The organism is Shewanella sp. HL-SH5 (assembly GCF_051163755.1).
GTDB lineage: Bacteria > Pseudomonadota > Gammaproteobacteria > Enterobacterales > Shewanellaceae > Shewanella > Shewanella glacialimarina.
Genome location: NZ_CP195038.1, coordinates 1,179,388 through 1,197,554, shown reverse-complemented (window position 1 = coordinate 1,197,554; position 18,167 = coordinate 1,179,388). Strand labels below are relative to the sequence as shown.

The following is an 18,167-nucleotide window of genomic DNA, read 5'->3' as shown; positions in this document are numbered from 1 at the left end:
ACTACTCTCCTAAAAATCGCGCTAATTCAGACGCATTGAAAGGCCAACATATTTCACGCTGGCCATCAGCAAACACGGGGATGGAAGTGCCATAACGCTCGGCTAACTCTGCAACTTCACAAATATCGACCTGCTTAAAATTGATTTTAGATTGCTCAACCAAAGCTAATGCTAACTCGCACAAGTGACAGCCTTCGGTATGATACAACACATATTCACTCTCATTTGGCATGGGTAATTAGCCAAACATTGTGAATATGAGGATTACGTTTAAAATCAAGCGGCAAACACTGGTCATCAATATTGACAACATTCATGCCCATCTTGGTTAATAAATCGATATCCATTTTAAATTTACGTTTATTGTTAGAGAAGATAATTTCACCTTCTGGAGACAACAATTTGATTGCATCACCTAACATATTGACGTAGTCACGCTGAACGTCCCAGCTGTCTTCCATACGTTTTGAGTTAGAAAACGTTGGCGGATCTATGAATATAAGCTCATATTTATTATGGCTATTTTCTTTAATCCACTGTAAACAATCGGCTTGTACAAATTGGTAATGTCTACCCGCTAGGCGGTTTAAGCTGAAGTTTTCTTTCGCCCAGCTGATATAAGTGTTCGACATATCAACGGTAGTAACCGATTTAGCACCGCCTAATGCTGCATGAACTGACGCGGTACCCGTGTAGGCAAAAAGGTTTAATACATTACGATCTCGTGACTTTTCACCTACCAGTTTGCGAGTAACTCTATGGTCTAAGAACAGACCTGTATCTAAATAACCGGTTAAGTTTAATTTGAAACGTGCGCCATATTCTTGGGTGATAACTTCTAACTTTTTCTCATCCAACTTTTCATATTGATTAGTGCCTTTTTGGCGCTCTCGCGTTTTCAAGGTAATTTTGTCAGCACTAATGCCTAGTGCACCTGGTAAAGACAGTAAAACATCACTAACACGACGTTTAGTAATCGCTTCTGGAATAGTCGCAGGGGCTGAATATTCTTGAATCACAACGTAATCAACGTATTTGTCGATAGCAACGTTATATTCTGGCAAATCGGCATCGTAGATACGGTAGCTATTGATATTTTCTTTCTTTGCCCACTTTTCTAACTGCTTCATATTCTTTTTAATACGATTAGAAAACGCGGGGGCAATATCAACAATATCGACACCTTCAGGTAACTCAGGCGCGATGCGACGGGTGTCTGTTGCATGCAGGGTATAAAGGTTAAACACACACTCAAGTGCACCGTTAAACATTTTCATTTGTTTATCGGCTTTAAGCTTTAGTGATGAGATAAGCTCTACATCACTGCACAGCATGGCCACTTTCCAACCACCAAATTCTTTTTTGAACTTGTCGCCGAGTTGATAGTAAAGCTGTAGTAGCTCAGTCACACTGCCAAGACGTTCACCATAGGGTGGGTTAGAAATTAAGAAACCTTCCGCTTCAGGTGGGGTTAATTGCAGCACGTCGGTAACATTAAACTCAATAAGATCATCGACACCTGCGTTTTCAGCATTGCGCTGTGCCAGTGACACGATACGAGAATCGATATCAGAGCCATAAAACTTAATGTTACAACGGCTTTTACCTAAGGTTGCACGTGCGTGAGCTTCTTCTAGAACAGATGCCCACATGGTTTTGTTATGGCTGCGCCAACACTCAAAACCAAAACGTTCACGCTTAAGACCTGGGGCAATATCGCAAGCCATTAACGCCGCTTCAATTAGTATGGTGCCACTACCACAAAATGGGTCTAATAAGGTAACAGGTTGTTGTTGCCAACCTGAACGGACCAACATATTGGCAGCTAAATTCTCTTTTAATGGCGCTTCACCGGTAGTCGAGCGGTAACCACGCTGATGCAAAGACGAACCTGAAAAGTTCATCGCTATAGTGACTTGTCCATTTCGGAAATGTGCATCAATTTTAAAATCAGGGTTAACCCTTTCAACATCGGGGCGATTGTCACCATCATCACGGAAACGGTCAACGACAGCATCTTTGATTTTTAACGCACCAAACTGGGTGTTGTTAATAAAACCGCCGGTACCGTGAAAATCGATACTAAAGGTATTCTTATTAGAAAAATGCGACGGCCAGTCAATACAGTAAGCAGCGTTATATAACTGCTCCGGTGATTCACAAGGACCTTTATAGATAACCAACACAATTCGGCTTGCTAACCTTGTCCATAAAGTGATCCGATAGGCGAGTTCAAGGGGGGCAGAAAAATAAACACCTGCAACACTTTCTTTTACCTCTTGCGCACCGAATTCTTTCAGTTCACAAGCAAGGCTATATTCAAACCCTTTCGGGGAGGCAGCAAAAAAATTAAACATGGGTTGGCTAGTCATCTTTACTCAATAAATTCTGAGGCGCATTATACCTGCTCAAACGGATATCCCCAACGACTTATCTAATTTGGTAGTGCTTCTATTGCCTAACGTTAATGAGACAACCTCATCTTTCAGCCCTTAAGCCTAAAAATCGCTATTTAAACAACCAAACCGAGCACTTTACCTGCAAACAGGTGCATATTTTAAAAATACGCTTGCAAAGCCAAAGGTCAGTCGTTATAGTTCGCTCCGCTTTGAAGGGCACAGCAAACTTTCTTAAGGATGCGAGTCAACAAAGCAGCGTTTATCGGACGCGGGATGGAGCAGTATGGTAGCTCGTCGGGCTCATAACCCGAAGGTCGTCGGTTCAAATCCGGCTCCCGCAACCAATAATTATTTAATAGAACTTTAAATAATTACGATAAACGAAGCGATTCAAATACAGTCGCGGGATGGAGCAGTATGGTAGCTCGTCGGGCTCATAACCCGAAGGTCGTCGGTTCAAATCCGGCTCCCGCAACCAATTTGATGAGCAAGTAATAAAAGCGATAAATACAGTCGCGGGATGGAGCAGTATGGTAGCTCGTCGGGCTCATAACCCGAAGGTCGTCGGTTCAAATCCGGCTCCCGCAACCAATTTATAACTAATGAAGAAATAGATTTACCCAGCAAAAGCAACAAATACAGTCGCGGGATGGAGCAGTATGGTAGCTCGTCGGGCTCATAACCCGAAGGTCGTCGGTTCAAATCCGGCTCCCGCAACCAATTTAATAGTGTTGTTTAGTTTGTAGATATGTCGGGCTCAGCTCTTATTACCTACAAAGGTCGTCGGTTCAAATCCGGCTCCCGCAACCAATTTAATAGTGTTGTTTAGTTTGTAGATATGTCGGGCTCAGCTCTTATTACCTACAAAGGTCGTCGGTTCAAATCCGGCTCCCGCAACCAATTTAATAGTGTTGTTTAGTTTGTAGATATGTCGGGCTCAGCTCTTATTACCTACAAAAGTCGTCTGTTCAAATCCGGCTCCCGCAACCAATTTATTAATCTTAGTTATCATCACAACCCTTTCCAGTTTTAAAAATCTCACTATCACAATAGTAAAAAAACCTTAGAGCAACTCGTCCGGCTCAACTTTTTATACAAGCCTACGAAGGTCGTCGCTTCTGTTGTTAACAGTAATCCGGCTACCGCAACCAATTTATTAATCTCAGTTATAATCACAACCCTTTCTAGTTTTAAAAATCTCACTATCACAAAGTAAAAAATCTTAAAGCAACTCGTCCGGCTCGACTCTTTATACAAGCCAACGAATGTCGTCGCTTAAGTTATTAACAGTAATCCAGCTCCCGCAATCTATTTATTATCACCACCCTCTTTATTTTTAACACTCCCACTGATAAAACAAAAACCTAAAAGCAACTCATCGGGGATAATCACTTTATGCCCGCCAAAAGAAAACCGCTGATTAAGCTTCGCTAGGAAAATGAGTTAGTGATGATTGTTGCGGATTTTTAGGAAGATAAAAAATAGATATTTATGGATCAAGTAAAAAAACTAAAACGTGGAATTAAAACAACATAGAAACAAAGTGCCTTGATGATTAACAGCAAAACACCCTACTTATTGGTTACTTCTTTAACCAGTGCTTCACGCGGGTACGGTTATTAGTATCGCGATTTTTGATAATCAGCTTATCATCCGTTTGATGCTCAGTTGATTTGGCTAATCGGTCATAGAGCAACACATTTACTGAAGCAGCAAGATTCATACACCCTTTGGTCGGCACATAAACTACGTCATCAGCGGCATCGATAAGCTGCTGGGGAATGGTGCCATCTTCAGGGCCAAAAATGTAGAAGGCATTCTCTGGATGGATAAATTGCGGTAATGGAATCGCACCCACAACAAGATCAACGCAAATGACCTTACTGCCTTTGGGCACTTGGGCTAATAATGATTCAACGCCTTTCAGTGGAATGGTTTTGGCAGCTTGCTTTTTATCAACTTCATATTGAGTATCCGCTTTAACCGCAAAATCATAACGTCTACCAGTATAAAATACTTGATTGACACCATAGCAACCCGATGCGCGCATAATCCCGCCCACATTCACTGGGGTTTTGGGATTAACCAGCCCAATTGCAACGTGAGCAGATACTTGCTCAAATGCTGTTTCGAGCTGTTTATCATCTAATATAGTAAGTGACATTAACTATGCTACTGCAGATACAATACGACTGCGTAATTGCTGCCAAGCTTGGGCAACTAATACATAATCAGCATCATTAAGTTCTTCATTTGCCAGCGCAAGACACTGAATCACTTGATTGTCGAGTGCATCAATACCTTGATCAGCTTGCACTTCAAGTTTTGCTAAAACCACTGCAATATGGCCTTGTAAGTAACCACTGGCAAATAATGCATCATCATCACCATTGCTAACGGTTTCTTGTATCCAAGATTCCATCGCGACATCATACTTTTCTAACATGGGTTTATTCCACCAAATCTGGGTTAGCCACTTGATACATGACGTAATCATGGTAACCAGTTATTACTTTATAATAGCCTGTAAGGGCTACATCTAATTCTGGGTCGCCACTATCCACAATTAATGGCCGTCCTTCAAGTGCTTTTAGCTTAGTTTTTGTGGCAACGATCAAAATATTGTCTTTACCCAGCTGTTTTATCAATGCGGGTGACAATTGTTGGTTACCTCTTCCAAGCACATGACCTTGGCCACCAATTAAGGTGATCACAAGCTTGGCTGATTTGCCGTTTGTTATCTGCAGCAACTCTTGGGCTGTTACATCTGTGGCAATTAATTGTTTATCTTGAATAACATCAACACCAAGTAAGGTGTTATCTAAATAAAGATCATCCATAATTGCCGCGACAGTACTGCCAGAGCCCATGATAAAAATCTCATCATCCATAGATTCAATCACATCGGCTGCGATATCGGCCAATACTAATTCATCTGTCTCTTTACCGCCCATTTTTACCGCTTGTACATAACGCGGCTCTGCTGGCACTAACATTTCACCAAAGCGTTTGGCTTTAACTGTACCTTGCCTAAATGCCGTTTCATCAATATCCATGACATCAGCGGTCATTAAACTGACTAACTCACCATCCAGCAGCATTTTAAGCACTAAGCCCGAAGCCTTAGGCGTTATGCCATAAACGCCTGAATGAATTTTAACCCCAGCAGGTACGCCTAATACAGGAATAGCATCATCAACAATAGAGTACACATCTCTTGCAGTACCATCACCACCAGCAAAGAGTAATAAATCCAGTGACTGATCTAATAATGCCTTTACAGCGTCACGGGTATCTTGCTGTGTGGTAATTAATACTCTTTGAGTACTTTTATTAACTTCACTTAGATCCGCACCAGATTGATTTTGATTATCACCGCAGTGATGCACAACCTGAGTATTAAAGCCCATTTTAACCGCCAAATCCTCGCCCATATTGCCCGACGAGGTAACGATTTCAATTCTGTCTTTATAAGCGGACACAACATCTAGAGCCTGTTGCATACGCAGATGCGCTTTGGGCTCAGCACCTTTGGCCAATGCTTCTTCGGCAACACCGTCAGACCCTTTTAAACCGACACTGCCACCTAAACCTGCTAGTGGGTTAATGAGTAAACCTAAACGAAACGGCTTCACATTGGCTCCTTCTCTATAAATTGCAGTTGAATGAAACAATTAATCTATATTTGAATCCACAACATCAGCTGTGCTGGCTTTTACCATTCATATCGGGAATAAACATAACGGCCACGGCAGAGGCTATCGCACAAGTTGCTGCGAATAACCAAACTTGCGCAGCGCCACTACCATCGCCCCAAATATAGCCGCTAACCCAAGTTCCTAACGCACCACCCACACCAAAACTTAAGCTAGCATATAAGGCCTGGCCAGTACTGCGATGATGGATACCAAAATGACGGTGAATAAATTGAATAGACACGGCATGGGTCAAACCAAAAGTAAATGCATGCAATGTTTGGCTAAAAATCAGCATAATGACCACATCGGGATAATACCCTAAAATTAACCAACGCACAGAGGTCAGCACAATACTAACAATAAGCAACAGGCGTAAACCATATTTGCCAATCAATTTTGAAGCGTATAAAAAGATGCCTATCTCGGCCAATACCCCAAAGGCCACCATGATCCCAGCAAAGGTTTCTGAATAACCAACTTGCTTAAGATAGAGCACAAAAAAACCGTAGAAAGGTCCAACACTCATTTGTAATAACAAGGCTGACAATAGAAACAGAATGATTGATTTATCTAGTCGTAATTTAGGTCGTTCTGACCCGCTTAACACAGCGGCTTTAGTTGAAGGTAGCGGCATTGAACATATTAATAGGCCAATAAATAATACCATGCCAATATACGGCAACACCTCAGCCCCTAAACGTTCGATACTCACGCCAGTAAGCACAACTAAAACAATGTAACCAACGCTGCCCCAACTTCGAATTGCGCCATATTGATTGGCATTGTCACCTAAGGTCTCAAGAGTGATGACTTCAAGTTGCGCTAAAATGGCATTCCAAAAAAAGGTATAGATGGTCAAGCTAATCGCTAAATACCAAAAACCACCTTCAAAGAAAAAGCTGATAAAAGTCAGTGCTGCACAAAAAGCCCCTAGCTTGATCAACCCTGCCCGCATCCCTGTTCTATCAGCAACCATAGCCCAAAGGTTAGGCGCAACAATCCGCGTAGCCATGAGTATGGCAAGTAATGAACCAATCTCTTGGGCATCAAACCCACGGGCGTCAAAAAACACCCCAAGATAAGGGACTAGAACACCAAGAATAGCAAAGAAGAAAAAATAACAAGCCCTGAGCCAGCGAAGCTGAAACTCAGGGCTAGAATTGGTTGGCATTTAACGCATTCCGATTACGGGTGTTAGGCTGTGAACATCTTGATTTTGAGCACGATGACGTAATAGATGATCCATCAATACAATCGCTAACATAGCTTCAGCAATAGGTACTGCGCGGATCCCGACACAAGGATCATGACGACCTTTAGTGACAACATCGGCAACCTCACCTTGCGCAGTCATACTTTTACCTGGCACACTAATACTCGATGTTGGCTTTAAGGCAATATTGGCCACAATCGGTTGCCCTGAAGATATGCCACCTAATACGCCGCCGGCATGATTTGACTCAAAACCAAGCGGTGACATCAAATCACGCCCTTCAGATCCTTTTTGTGTCACCACACCAAATCCATCACCAATCTCAACACCCTTTACCGCATTAATACCCATTAGTGCGTGGGCAATATCTGCATCTAGGCGATCAAATACTGGTTCACCAAGACCCACTGGCACACCTGTAGCTAATACGGTAATTTTTGCACCGACAGAGTCGCCTGACTTTTTCAGCTCACGCATATATTCATCTAGTGCATCAAGCTTTGACGCATCAGGAAAGAAAAAGGCATTTTGCTCAACCTGTGCTAAATCAACTGAATCAGCAGCAATCGGACCCAGCTGTGATAAATAACCATGAATGTCAATACCATGCACCGCTTTCAAATACTTTTTAGCCACAGCACCAGCCGCAACACGCATCGCGGTTTCACGGGCTGACGAACGTCCACCGCCACGATAATCACGCAGACCATACTTTTGCTGGTAAGTGTAATCAGCATGTCCAGGGCGGAATAAGTCCTTTATGTTGGAGTAGTCTTGGCTACGTTGGTCGGTATTTTCAATCAATAAACCAATCGAAGTCCCTGTGGTTTTACCCTCAAATACCCCAGATAAAATACGCACTTCATCAGCTTCACGACGAGCTGTTGTATAGCGTGATGTGCCGGGACGACGACGGTCAAGATCATGTTGCATATCTTCAACGGTTAATTCTAGCCCCGGCGGGCAACCATCAATAATACACCCAAGTGCCACACCGTGACTTTCACCAAAGGTGGTGACGACAAAGTTTTGCCCAATACTATTTCCTGACATGCGCCATTTATCCCTTTACCAATAAAAAACTGAATAGCGTAATGCTACACTATTACAGCATGATTATTCACTATCTTTATAGATGGCAAAAAGTGATTGATTTTCAACTAGCTGATCACGGGTTAATACAAACACCCCGTCACCACCAAATTCAAACTCGACCCACATGAAGGGTACATCAGGGAACTGTTCCATTAAATGCACCATAGAATTCCCTACTTCAACCACCAATAAACCGTTCTCGGTTAAGTAATCGGCTGCGTTAGCTAAAATACGCTTGGTTAAATCTAACCCATCACGGCCCGATGCTAAACCAATGGCTGGCTCGTGATGATATTCACTTGGCATATCATCAATATCTTCAGCATCTACATAAGGAGGATTAGATACGATCAAATCGTAATGTGGCCCTTTTTCAATTGCTGCAAACATATCTGACTGAATTGGGAATACACGATCTAACACGCCTAACGTCTCGATATTAATTTGCGCCACTTCTAGGGCATCTTCACTAATATCAAGCGCATCAACTTCAGCATCTTCAAAAGCATAAGCACAGGCTATGGCAATACAGCCGCTGCCAGTACACAAGTCCATAATACGATGTACTGGTTTGTTGTATAACCAAGGGCTGAAATTATTATTAATCATTTCAGCAATAGGTGAACGTGGCACTAACACACGCTCATCAACAAAAAACTCTAATCCTGCGAAATGGGCTTTATTAGTCAAATAAGGAACCGGTAATCGTTCACGAACACGGCGAATAATCAGCTCAACTATTTTATGTTTTTCGCTACTGGTTAGGTTGCTTTGAATAACTTGCTGGCCAATTTCTTCCGGTAGGTGTAATGCATGAAAAACTAATGCAATGGCTTCATCCCAAGCATTATCTGTACCATGGCCATAAAAAATTCCGGCGTCATTAAAACGGCTAACAGCCCAACGGAGCATATCGCCAATAGTACGTAACTCGGTTACCGCTTCATCTACAAAAATTTTATCCAAAACACACTCCTAAAAAATAGTTCTGCTGCATTGTAACTGATGTCTATTAAGATGGGCTAGAATTCAATACAATATCGCCATGAATGACAAAAATATCACTGATTTCGAGTCGTTTAGTGATTTAGTTGCCGGGATAAAACCCCTTAAGCAACAAGCCCATCACTTTAAACAACCCGTAAAAAACAAACAGCAAGTGGAAATAAAAGAGCTACAGCTTCATTCAAGTAGCTACTTTTCTGACACCTATCAACCGTTATTGCCCGTCACAGGGCCAATGCGCTGGACGAACGACGGCGTTGATAAAATAGAGTTAAAACGTTTACGCCGTGGCGATTACGTACCAGACCTATTGCTTGATTTGCATGGATTAAGACAATCAGAAGCCAAACTAGAGCTTGCCGCTCTTATTCAAGCATGCGTAAAGCAAAACAGCATTTGCTGCAGTGTAATGCATGGATATGGTATGGGGATTTTAAAGCAGCAGCTGCCCATGTGGTTAGCACAACACCCCAAAGTAAAGGCTTTTCATCAAGCACCTAAAGAATGGGGCGGTGATGCAGCACTACTGATTTTGATTGATATTGGCGATCAGCCACATCGAAGATAGATTGAGAGATTGAGAGATAATCGGCTATTAATCTTACAAGATGAATAGCCCTATCATTTACTGAAACTTTGTAGAAATAAACGTTACACCCCACTAGGGTAATTCATGCCCACAAAGCTTGCTTGTTCTGAATGCTTGTCAATTTGTGCAAAAGCAGAGGTGGCAAAAATAGGCGGTTCTAATCCCGCAACTAGTTCACTCACCAAAAAACCTACTATCGGCATGTGAGTAATCACTAACACAGTGTCTGCTTTGTATTGCTGAGCATAAGCTAAAATAGCATCAGCGGCCATTTTAGGGTCACCTGAAGGGGTAATATTGTCTAACACAACGCATTTTCTTGCTTTAGGTAAGTGTTTACTGACGACTTGCCACGTTTGTTGGGCGCGCAAATAAGGGCTGACTAAAACTAAATCAAGCTGAGAAATACGACTATTGAGTAAGTTAGCCATTTGGCCAGTTTGGTAACGTCCGTGATGCGTTAACATCCTTTCACGATCTGATGGCGCATCAAAACTGGCTTCACCATGGCGCATCAAAAATAGCTGCATACTTAACTCATTATCAATCTTATTTTACTAATACGTCAATTGTAGCGTCATTAAAGCACTTGCGAAACCGTCACCAAATAAAAATTAACTCAACTTTAGTCGATAGTGGTCATAAAGTTTGACGAGTTATTTGCTAAAAGCCGATAACAATATCAATATGTAACTAGAACCGTTACTTGGAGCCTTCACTTGTCCGATTTTCCAGCAATACATGCAAGTCAAAATGATCATCGTTTATACCGTTATATCCGCTTATCGAATCAACTTCGGGTATTACTAGTTGAAGACGTGCAAACCAACCAAGCTGCTGCTTCTATGGCTGTTCAAGTTGGTCACTTTGATGATCCTGTCGATCGCCCAGGTATGGCACACTTTTTAGAACATATGCTATTTTTAGGAACAGAAAAGTTCCCTGACTCAGGTGAGTACCATGCTTTTATTAATCAGCATGGCGGTAATAACAATGCTTGGACTGGCACCGAACAAACAAACTTTTTTTACACTATTAATGCAGATGTTTTTGAAGAGTCATTAGATCGCTTCAGTCAGTTTTTTATTGCACCTAAATTTGATATCGAATTGGTCGATAGAGAGCGTCATGCTATTGAGTCTGAGTATAGTTTAAAGCTAAAAGACGATATTCGCCGTGTATATCAGGTGCAAAAAGAGACCACTAACCAAGCCCACCCTTTTTCTAAATTCTCAGTGGGTAATCTCGCCACATTAGCTGGGCCGCAGTCTGAATTACGCGAAGAGTTATTGTCATTTTATCAACAGCAATATTGCGCAAACATTATGACTCTGTGTTTGGTTTCGCCTGCTTCACTGGACCAATCAGAATTATGGGCTAAAACCTATTTTGAAGGCATCGTCAATCGAGGAGTAAGTAAACACTACCCTTCTGAATCACTGATTACAGATGCTGAACGCCTCAAACAGATTTCAATTATCCCTTTAAAACAACAAAAACGAATCAGTGTAAATTTTGCACTACCCGGAATTGACCAATTCTATAAACGCAAACCATTAACCTTTATAAGTCACCTGTTAGGCAATGAAAGTCCAGGAAGTTTGTTGTCTTACTTAAAAGAGCAAGGCTTAGCTAATAACTTATCAGCTGGCGGTGGCATCAATGGGTTTAACTTTAAGGATTACTCAGTCAGTATTCAATTAACTGATCAAGGTTTTAATGCTATCGATGAAGTCGTTAAGTGTATTTTTGAATATATCCAACTCATCAAAATACATGGACTTGAAGATTGGCGTTACCAAGAACGCGCTAATTTATTAAACACCGCTTTTCGGTTTCAAGAACAAATTAAAGCATTAGATCTCGCCAGCCACCTCAGCATTAACATGCATCACTATGATATTGAGGATGTGGTCTATGGTGATTATAGAATGGATAACTTGGATGTGGCTGAAGCACTGTCGCTACTTGAATTAATGCATCCGCTCAATATGCGCTTGCAGGTTGTTGCCCAAGATCTTGATACCGACAAGCAAGCGGCCTGGTATCACACACCTTACAAGGTATCGAATATTGAGTTATCACGATTAGCATATTGGCAACAAACTGAGATTAGACAAGCTTTAAAACTGCCCCAAGCTAATCCATTTATTGTGCCCGATCCGCAGTCAAGAAATGAGGCAAGTCAACATCCAGTACCTGTGGTAGTGGCTGAAGGCGAAGGCTATAGAATTTGGCATAGAAAAGATGACGAGTTTAATGTGCCCAAAGGGCACCTTTACTTATCACTTGATTCACAAAAAGCCAGTATGTCACCCCGTCATGCAACCTTAACCCGTTTATATGTTGAGCTGTTGCTAGACTACTTAACTGAATCAACCTATCAGGCTGAAGTTGCTGGATTAAATTATAATATTTATCCGCATCAAGGTGGCATTACCCTCCACCTTACTGGGTTTACGGGCAATCAGGAAACCTTGCTTGCGTTGATTATTCATAAAGGGCGTGAGCGACAATTTACCCAAGAACGCTTTAACATGATCCGTAAGCAGATTTTAAGAAGCTGGAACAATGTTGCTCAAGCAAAACCTATCTCGCAATTATTTACCAGCTTAACAGTCACATTACAAAAGCGTAGTTTTGAACCGGTAAGAATGGCAGAAGAGCTCGAAACAATTACCTTAGATGAACTTCACAATCATGTAAGTGAATTTTATGAAAAAATCTATCTGGAAGGTCTAGTCTACGGTGATTGGTTGGTGTCAGAAGCTCAAGCATTGGGTAAGAAATTACAACACTTATTATCCCTGGTGACAAAACCTAGCCATGAATCATCACGAGAGTTAGTTAACTTACAAGGTGTTGGTACCTTGCTACGTGAGAAAGCAATCCAGCATCAAGACAGTGCTATTATTGTTTATTATCAATCTAGTGAAGCAACTACAGATAAGATGGCACTGTTCAGTTTATTAAACCATACAATGTCATCAACCTTTTTTCATGAACTGCGTACAAAACAGCAATTAGGTTACATGGTAGGCACAGGTTACCTACCACTCAACAGACATCCTGGGCTGATTTTTTATATCCAATCCCCTTCTACTGGTCCCCGAGTTTTGCTTGAAGCCATTGATGAGTTTATAGCCGACTTTAGCTATGCGGTAATGCAAATAACCAATCAACAATGGGAAAGTACTAAACAGGGTTTAATTAGCCAAATTATGGAACACGATTCTAATCTCAAAACCCGTGGACAGCGCTATTGGGTTAGTCTAGGTAATAGGGATTATCAATTTGATCAACGTGAAAATGTTGCCGCAAAGGTCGAAACACTCACCAGAGCAGACTTAATCAAATTCATGATGCAACAGATGCGGAGCAAGCATTGTGACCGCTTAGTCTTATTCAGTTGTGGTGAGCAACATTCTCAACAGCAACTCGGATCTAAAAATATGATTCTAGATCTAAGAACATTTAAGCAAGCTGCTGAAAAATTTAACTTTTAGAGATTATGTCTGTTAACATTAAATTACTTTGTAAATGTTTAACATCAACTTAAACCATACAAAAAACTAACTTTATTACTATGTGGAGTATAAATCACTAATTACTTAGTACTAGTTAAACAAAACAACTAACTCGTATAAAATTACATCAGCTCAAGAAGGGTAAAAAAACAACACTTAGTCTCATTTGTGTTAACAGACTTTTGACAAACCCCATGGATTCTGAAAAAGTAGGCAAATCAACGCTTCTACTTGGCATCTACGAGAACAAGAAAAATAAAAATTATGCCTAAAATCTTACCTTTACTCTTATTATTTCTTTTTGCTTTTTTTCAAGCATCATTCGCTATGTCGATGTCTTTTTCGGACTTTAACGAAGAACAGCTAGATATTATTCTCAATTATGATTCATACACAGTCGCAGATGGTCTTTCTCAAAATACAGTAACCAGCATAGTTGAAGACAGTGAAGGCTACATTTGGATTGGTACTGTTAATGGCTTAAACCGTTTTGATGGCACAGAATTCACCCATTTTTATGCTGAAGATAATGGAAGCGGCCTACCCAGCTCTTTTATCCGCAATCTAATGATTGATGACCAAGATAGGCTTCTTATTGGCACCGACAAAGGACTAGCAATATTTGATAAATATACGGAAACCTTCTCTCTTGCGAAACCCAACCACCCTATTTCAAACTCGGTAATATGGGCAATACATAATGAGAATGGAATTAATTACATCGGATTAAAAAATGAAGTATATGTTTTCAATGATAATTTCGACTTAGAAATAAGACATATAAAAAATAAAAAAATAAAAGAAATAAAAAAAATAAGAACTTCAGGCGATGACATATACTTAAGGAACTTCAATGGGGAAATATATTTATTAAACGAAAACACAAACCTTAAATCCAATAACTCAACTGACTTTGAAGTTATTAACAACAAGTTATTAATATCAAAAAATTCCGGTCTATTTTTTGACAATAAAGAATTACTAAGCAACCAAACATCTTCGATAGCATACAACAAAAATCAAAAATCAATTTTAATACTTGGCTTAAAAAAAGTCTTCTCAATAAATTTCGATAAATCTAAACCCGAAATAACAACAATCGGAAGGATTAACATAGAGTTAACAAAGAATAGTTCTACTATAAGTTATTTAAGTAAAAATAGTTTGTTTTTATCGGACTACACGAATGGCATAAAGCATATTTCAACCAATGGTAACCTTGCAAAAAAAATAGACTCAGACATTGAAAAAGTTTGGTCTATAAGTGAAGGGGATGACATTGTTGTCATTACCAATAATGACAAAGAAATCATTACTTTGAAAGGCGACTTATCCAAAAAAATACTTCTTAAAAATATACCCAAAACGTACGAAGGTTATAAAACAGTTCTAGTAATGGGTGAGAATATATTTATAGGCTCTTCAGCAGGTTTAATTCAATCTAATTATAAAAAAAATATGACTGAAGAAATAACATCTAAATATATCGTAAAATTAAAGAAGATCAGTCAAGATAAATTTTTAGCAGCTACATTTGATGGCGAAATCCTTCTATATAACATTGAAGACAAATCAACAATTTTAATTAACACAAAAACCAATCACCCAATTTTTGATTTAGAATACATTGATGGTGACATATACATAGCATCACAGAAAGGCTTACTAATTTATAGCAATGAAGAGATATCAACACTATATGACAAGGAGCTTGTTGCCAGCCTAGTAAATTATAATGATAAAATTTTTTTTGGTTCTAGAACAGCCATTCTCGTTTATGAAAAAACAACTGGAAGCATTAAAGAAATACTTAAAAACAATAAAATAACATACTCTTTAAATATTATAGATGATGTTATAATTGCACCTTCAAACATGGAGGTAAACCTTTTAGACTTAAAAAATGAAACTCAAATAAAACTAACTCCTGAAAATGGAATTCTTTCTGATTATAGTACTCAATCCACAATAGAAACAAAAACAGGTATCATAATAGGTGGACCATACGGACTGACGTATATATCACCTAAAGAAGTACTAAACTCATTTAAAAGCACCCTCCCTCATTCATTGTCAATAAAAAATATTTCAATTTTTAATGAGGATGTATTAATCGGCTCTAACATCCTAGATAAATCAATAAAGTATAAAAAATCAATTACGTTAAAACATTCTGAGTACCCTTTCACTTTTGAATTTAGTATTATTGGTTCAAATATAAATAACTTTGAATTTTATTATAAACTTGAAGGTATCGATATTGATTGGCTTCCAAATAGAAATTTCAACTCGGCAACCTACACAAACGTCCCCCATGGTTCATACATATTTAGTGTTTATGCTATAGAAAAATCAACAGGTTTAAAGTCTGTTATCAAAAATATAGAAGTTTTCGTTTCTCCACCATGGTGGCTTTCGATCAAAGCTAAAATAATTTATAGCTTTATCACTCTAATATTATTGTTACTGTTAACAAAAGCTATCTTACGTCGTAGAGAAATCCAAAAACAAATCGTACTTAGTGAAGAGCGTCTTAAACTTTCACTTTGGGGCAGCGGCGATGAAATGTGGGACTGGGATATAGAAAGCGGAAAAATATTTCGCTCCAATATTTGGGGCACACTAGACTTCCCTCAAGATGGACATCGCTCAGGAACAATAGGTGAAGAAAGTAATATTCATCCTATAGATCAACCTAGAGTGCAAAAAGCCCTTAATGATCATTTTAGCAGTATCACAGATCACTTCGAAATCGCTTATCGAGTAAAGGGTCGCAATGACCAGTGGATGTGGATTTTAGACAGGGCCAAAATCGTTGAACGCGATCAGAAAGATCATCCAGTTCGTATGACAGGAACAATTAAAGACATTAATAATATTAAGCAAGTTGAAGAACAGCTTAAACTTTTTGCCCGTGCAATTGAAAATATTTCAGAGGGAATGTTCATTCTCAACCAGGATTATGTGTTTGTTGAAGTTAACGAAGCATGCTGTGATGTCGCACAGTGTAGCCGCGATAATTTTTTACAGCAGCAACTTGAGTTTACTCGTTATCCTAATTCATATTCGGAACAAATTAGAAGCACATTACGCCAGCAAGGACGTTGGAATGGTGAAATAGAAGCCAATAAAGGAGATGGAAGCTTCTTTTTGATGGAATTGACCATAGACGCTATGTATGACGAACAAGGCGAGACAAGTCATTATGTGGGTGTTTTTTCAGATATCACCCGCCGTAAGCAACAAGAAGAAGAATTACGTAAATTAACCAATAACGACTTACTCACTGGTTTGCCAAATCGCTCAAGTTTACAAGTAACTTTAAACAACCTAGTGAAGAAAGATATTCACCATACTTTGATGGTATTAGACTTAGATAATTTTAAACGCATAAACGACTCTCTAGGGCATCAAGTCGGTGATGAGTTGCTTATATCCGTTGCAGAACGCATTAGAACTTCAATCCCAAGTCATGCCAGTTTATATCGACTGGGTGGTGATGAATTCGCATTACTTATTGACCAGAACCCCGATATTGGCTCTAGTGCCATGATTGCCTCTAACATTATTCAGTCACTGAAACCCGCATTCGAAATAAATGGGGATTCTCTAGTGCTAAGCATTAGTGTTGGCATAGTACTTTATCCAGAGGACGAGCAAAACGAGCAAGCATTGTTGCGCAAAGCTGATATTGCTATGTACCATGCGAAATCTGCCGGTGGTAGCCGCTATCAATTCTATTCTGAGTCCCTAAACCAGAATGCATTACGACAACTAGAAGTTGAAAATTTAATTCGTGAAGCATTAAAGGAAGATTTTTTTGAAGTCTACTACCAGCCTAAAGTCGATTTAAAAAATGATTGCTTAGCAGGTATGGAAGCACTCGTCAGATTAAACCACCCTAAACATGGCATTATTCCGCCTAATGATTTTATCCCACTTGCTGAAGAAAACGGCTTAATAGTTGAGATTGGTGATGTTGTGTTGCGAAAAGCGTGTTTTGCTGCGCAGAAGTGGTTGGAGCAAGGCTTATTTAGTGGCCGGGTTGCCGTCAATTTATCGTCACGTCAATTTGCTCTCCCAGATTTACAGCAAAGAATAGAGTCAATTTTACGGCTTACCAAGCTACCGGCCCACCATTTAGAGTTAGAGATCACCGAAGGAACGGTAATTAAAAACCCTGAAAATGCCATAAAAGTGATGCAACAACTCGCTAAAATGGGCGTTAGTCTTGCTTTAGATGACTTTGGTACGGGTTATTCATCATTATCCTATCTTAAGCGCTTTCCAATCAATTGCTTAAAAATTGACAAATCATTTGTCGATGATATAGACAAATCTGATCGCGACTTAAAAATGGTCGATTCTATTATTACTATTGCCCACAATATGGGGTTAACTGTGGTAGGAGAAGGTGTAGAGCAGGCCGCTCAGCTTAATATTTTAAAAGCTCTTAATTGTGAGGAAATACAAGGGTATATATTTAGCAAACCTGTTCCTGAAAAAGACTTTGAAGCTCTGTTAACTGCAGATATGAATAAAGTAACACAGCGTAAAAAACCATGAAAAGAACAAATATACTACTTTTAGTCAACATTGGCACAGGAACTGCTATTGAATTGTTAGTTGTCAAAAATAACA

Annotated in this window: 12 protein-coding genes and 4 tRNA genes; 7 read left to right on the top strand and 9 right to left on the bottom strand. The window is 39.7% G+C overall.

Annotated features, from left to right (window positions below):
* Window position 1: 1 nt before the first annotated feature.
* The gene (locus ACRWQM_RS05215; RefSeq protein WP_434926724.1) at window positions 2-232 is read right to left on the bottom strand and encodes a glutaredoxin family protein; all 231 of its coding nucleotides are present in this window, start codon (window positions 230-232) and stop codon (window positions 2-4) included.
* A complete protein-coding gene (rlmKL, locus tag ACRWQM_RS05210) occupies window positions 222-2,357 on the bottom strand; it encodes a bifunctional 23S rRNA (guanine(2069)-N(7))-methyltransferase RlmK/23S rRNA (guanine(2445)-N(2))-methyltransferase RlmL (RefSeq protein ID WP_434929091.1) in 2,136 nt (711 codons plus the stop codon). Before rlmKL ends, ACRWQM_RS05215 begins: the two co-directional genes overlap by 11 nt.
* A gap of 309 nt (window positions 2,358-2,666) precedes the next feature.
* On the opposite strand from rlmKL, the gene ACRWQM_RS05205 reads away from it, so the two are divergent.
* The 4 genes from ACRWQM_RS05205 to ACRWQM_RS05190 all read left to right on the top strand — a co-directional run bounded on the left by ACRWQM_RS05205 (window position 2,667) and on the right by ACRWQM_RS05190 (window position 3,119).
* Window positions 2,667-2,743, top strand: a tRNA-Met gene (locus ACRWQM_RS05205).
* 57 nt (window positions 2,744-2,800) lie between these two features.
* Window positions 2,801-2,877 (top strand) — tRNA-Met (locus tag ACRWQM_RS05200).
* Window positions 2,878-2,913: 36 nt separating this feature from the next.
* A tRNA-Met gene (locus tag ACRWQM_RS05195) sits at window positions 2,914-2,990 on the top strand.
* 52 nt (window positions 2,991-3,042) lie between these two features.
* Window positions 3,043-3,119: transfer RNA gene (locus tag ACRWQM_RS05190), tRNA-Met, on the top strand.
* Between the two features lie 862 nt (window positions 3,120-3,981).
* Here the strand turns inward: ACRWQM_RS05190 and ACRWQM_RS05185 are convergent.
* The 6 genes from ACRWQM_RS05185 to prmB form a co-directional block, all read right to left on the bottom strand.
* Entirely contained in the window at window positions 3,982-4,563 is a 582-nt protein-coding gene (locus ACRWQM_RS05185; protein ID WP_434926725.1) for an RNA methyltransferase, read from the bottom strand.
* 3 nt (window positions 4,564-4,566) lie between these two features.
* On the bottom strand, window positions 4,567-4,845 hold the full coding sequence (locus ACRWQM_RS05180) for a YfcL family protein (RefSeq protein ID WP_226414285.1): 279 nt from the start codon (window positions 4,843-4,845) through the stop codon (window positions 4,567-4,569).
* A gap of 4 nt (window positions 4,846-4,849) precedes the next feature.
* On the bottom strand, window positions 4,850-6,034 hold the full coding sequence (locus ACRWQM_RS05175) for an ATP-NAD kinase family protein (protein ID WP_434931474.1): 1,185 nt from the start codon (window positions 6,032-6,034) through the stop codon (window positions 4,850-4,852).
* 64 nt (window positions 6,035-6,098) lie between these two features.
* Entirely contained in the window at window positions 6,099-7,268 is a 1,170-nt protein-coding gene (locus ACRWQM_RS05170) for an MFS transporter (RefSeq protein ID WP_434931473.1), read from the bottom strand.
* The gene (gene aroC / locus ACRWQM_RS05165) at window positions 7,269-8,363 is read right to left on the bottom strand and encodes a chorismate synthase (protein ID WP_434931472.1); all 1,095 of its coding nucleotides are present in this window, start codon (window positions 8,361-8,363) and stop codon (window positions 7,269-7,271) included.
* A 63-nt stretch (window positions 8,364-8,426) separates the two neighbouring features.
* Window positions 8,427-9,371, bottom strand: coding sequence for a 50S ribosomal protein L3 N(5)-glutamine methyltransferase (gene prmB, locus ACRWQM_RS05160; protein ID WP_226414274.1), 945 nt, complete (start codon window positions 9,369-9,371; stop codon window positions 8,427-8,429).
* A gap of 79 nt (window positions 9,372-9,450) precedes the next feature.
* On the opposite strand from prmB, the gene smrB reads away from it, so the two are divergent.
* Window positions 9,451-9,978, top strand: coding sequence for an endonuclease SmrB (gene smrB, locus ACRWQM_RS05155; RefSeq protein ID WP_226414271.1), 528 nt, complete (start codon window positions 9,451-9,453; stop codon window positions 9,976-9,978).
* A gap of 83 nt (window positions 9,979-10,061) precedes the next feature.
* On the opposite strand, the gene sixA is transcribed toward smrB, so the two are convergent.
* Window positions 10,062-10,529, bottom strand: coding sequence for a phosphohistidine phosphatase SixA (sixA, locus tag ACRWQM_RS05150; protein WP_434926729.1), 468 nt, complete (start codon window positions 10,527-10,529; stop codon window positions 10,062-10,064).
* 189 nt (window positions 10,530-10,718) lie between these two features.
* Here sixA and ACRWQM_RS05145 point away from each other — a divergent pair, with 189 nt between their 5' ends.
* Window positions 10,719-13,505, top strand: a complete 2,787-nt coding sequence (locus ACRWQM_RS05145) for an insulinase family protein (protein WP_434926730.1) — start codon at window positions 10,719-10,721, stop codon at window positions 13,503-13,505.
* Window positions 13,506-13,790: 285 nt separating this feature from the next.
* Entirely contained in the window at window positions 13,791-18,092 is a 4,302-nt protein-coding gene (locus ACRWQM_RS05140; RefSeq protein ID WP_434931471.1) for an EAL domain-containing protein, read from the top strand.
* Window positions 18,093-18,167: the final 75 nt, after the last annotated feature.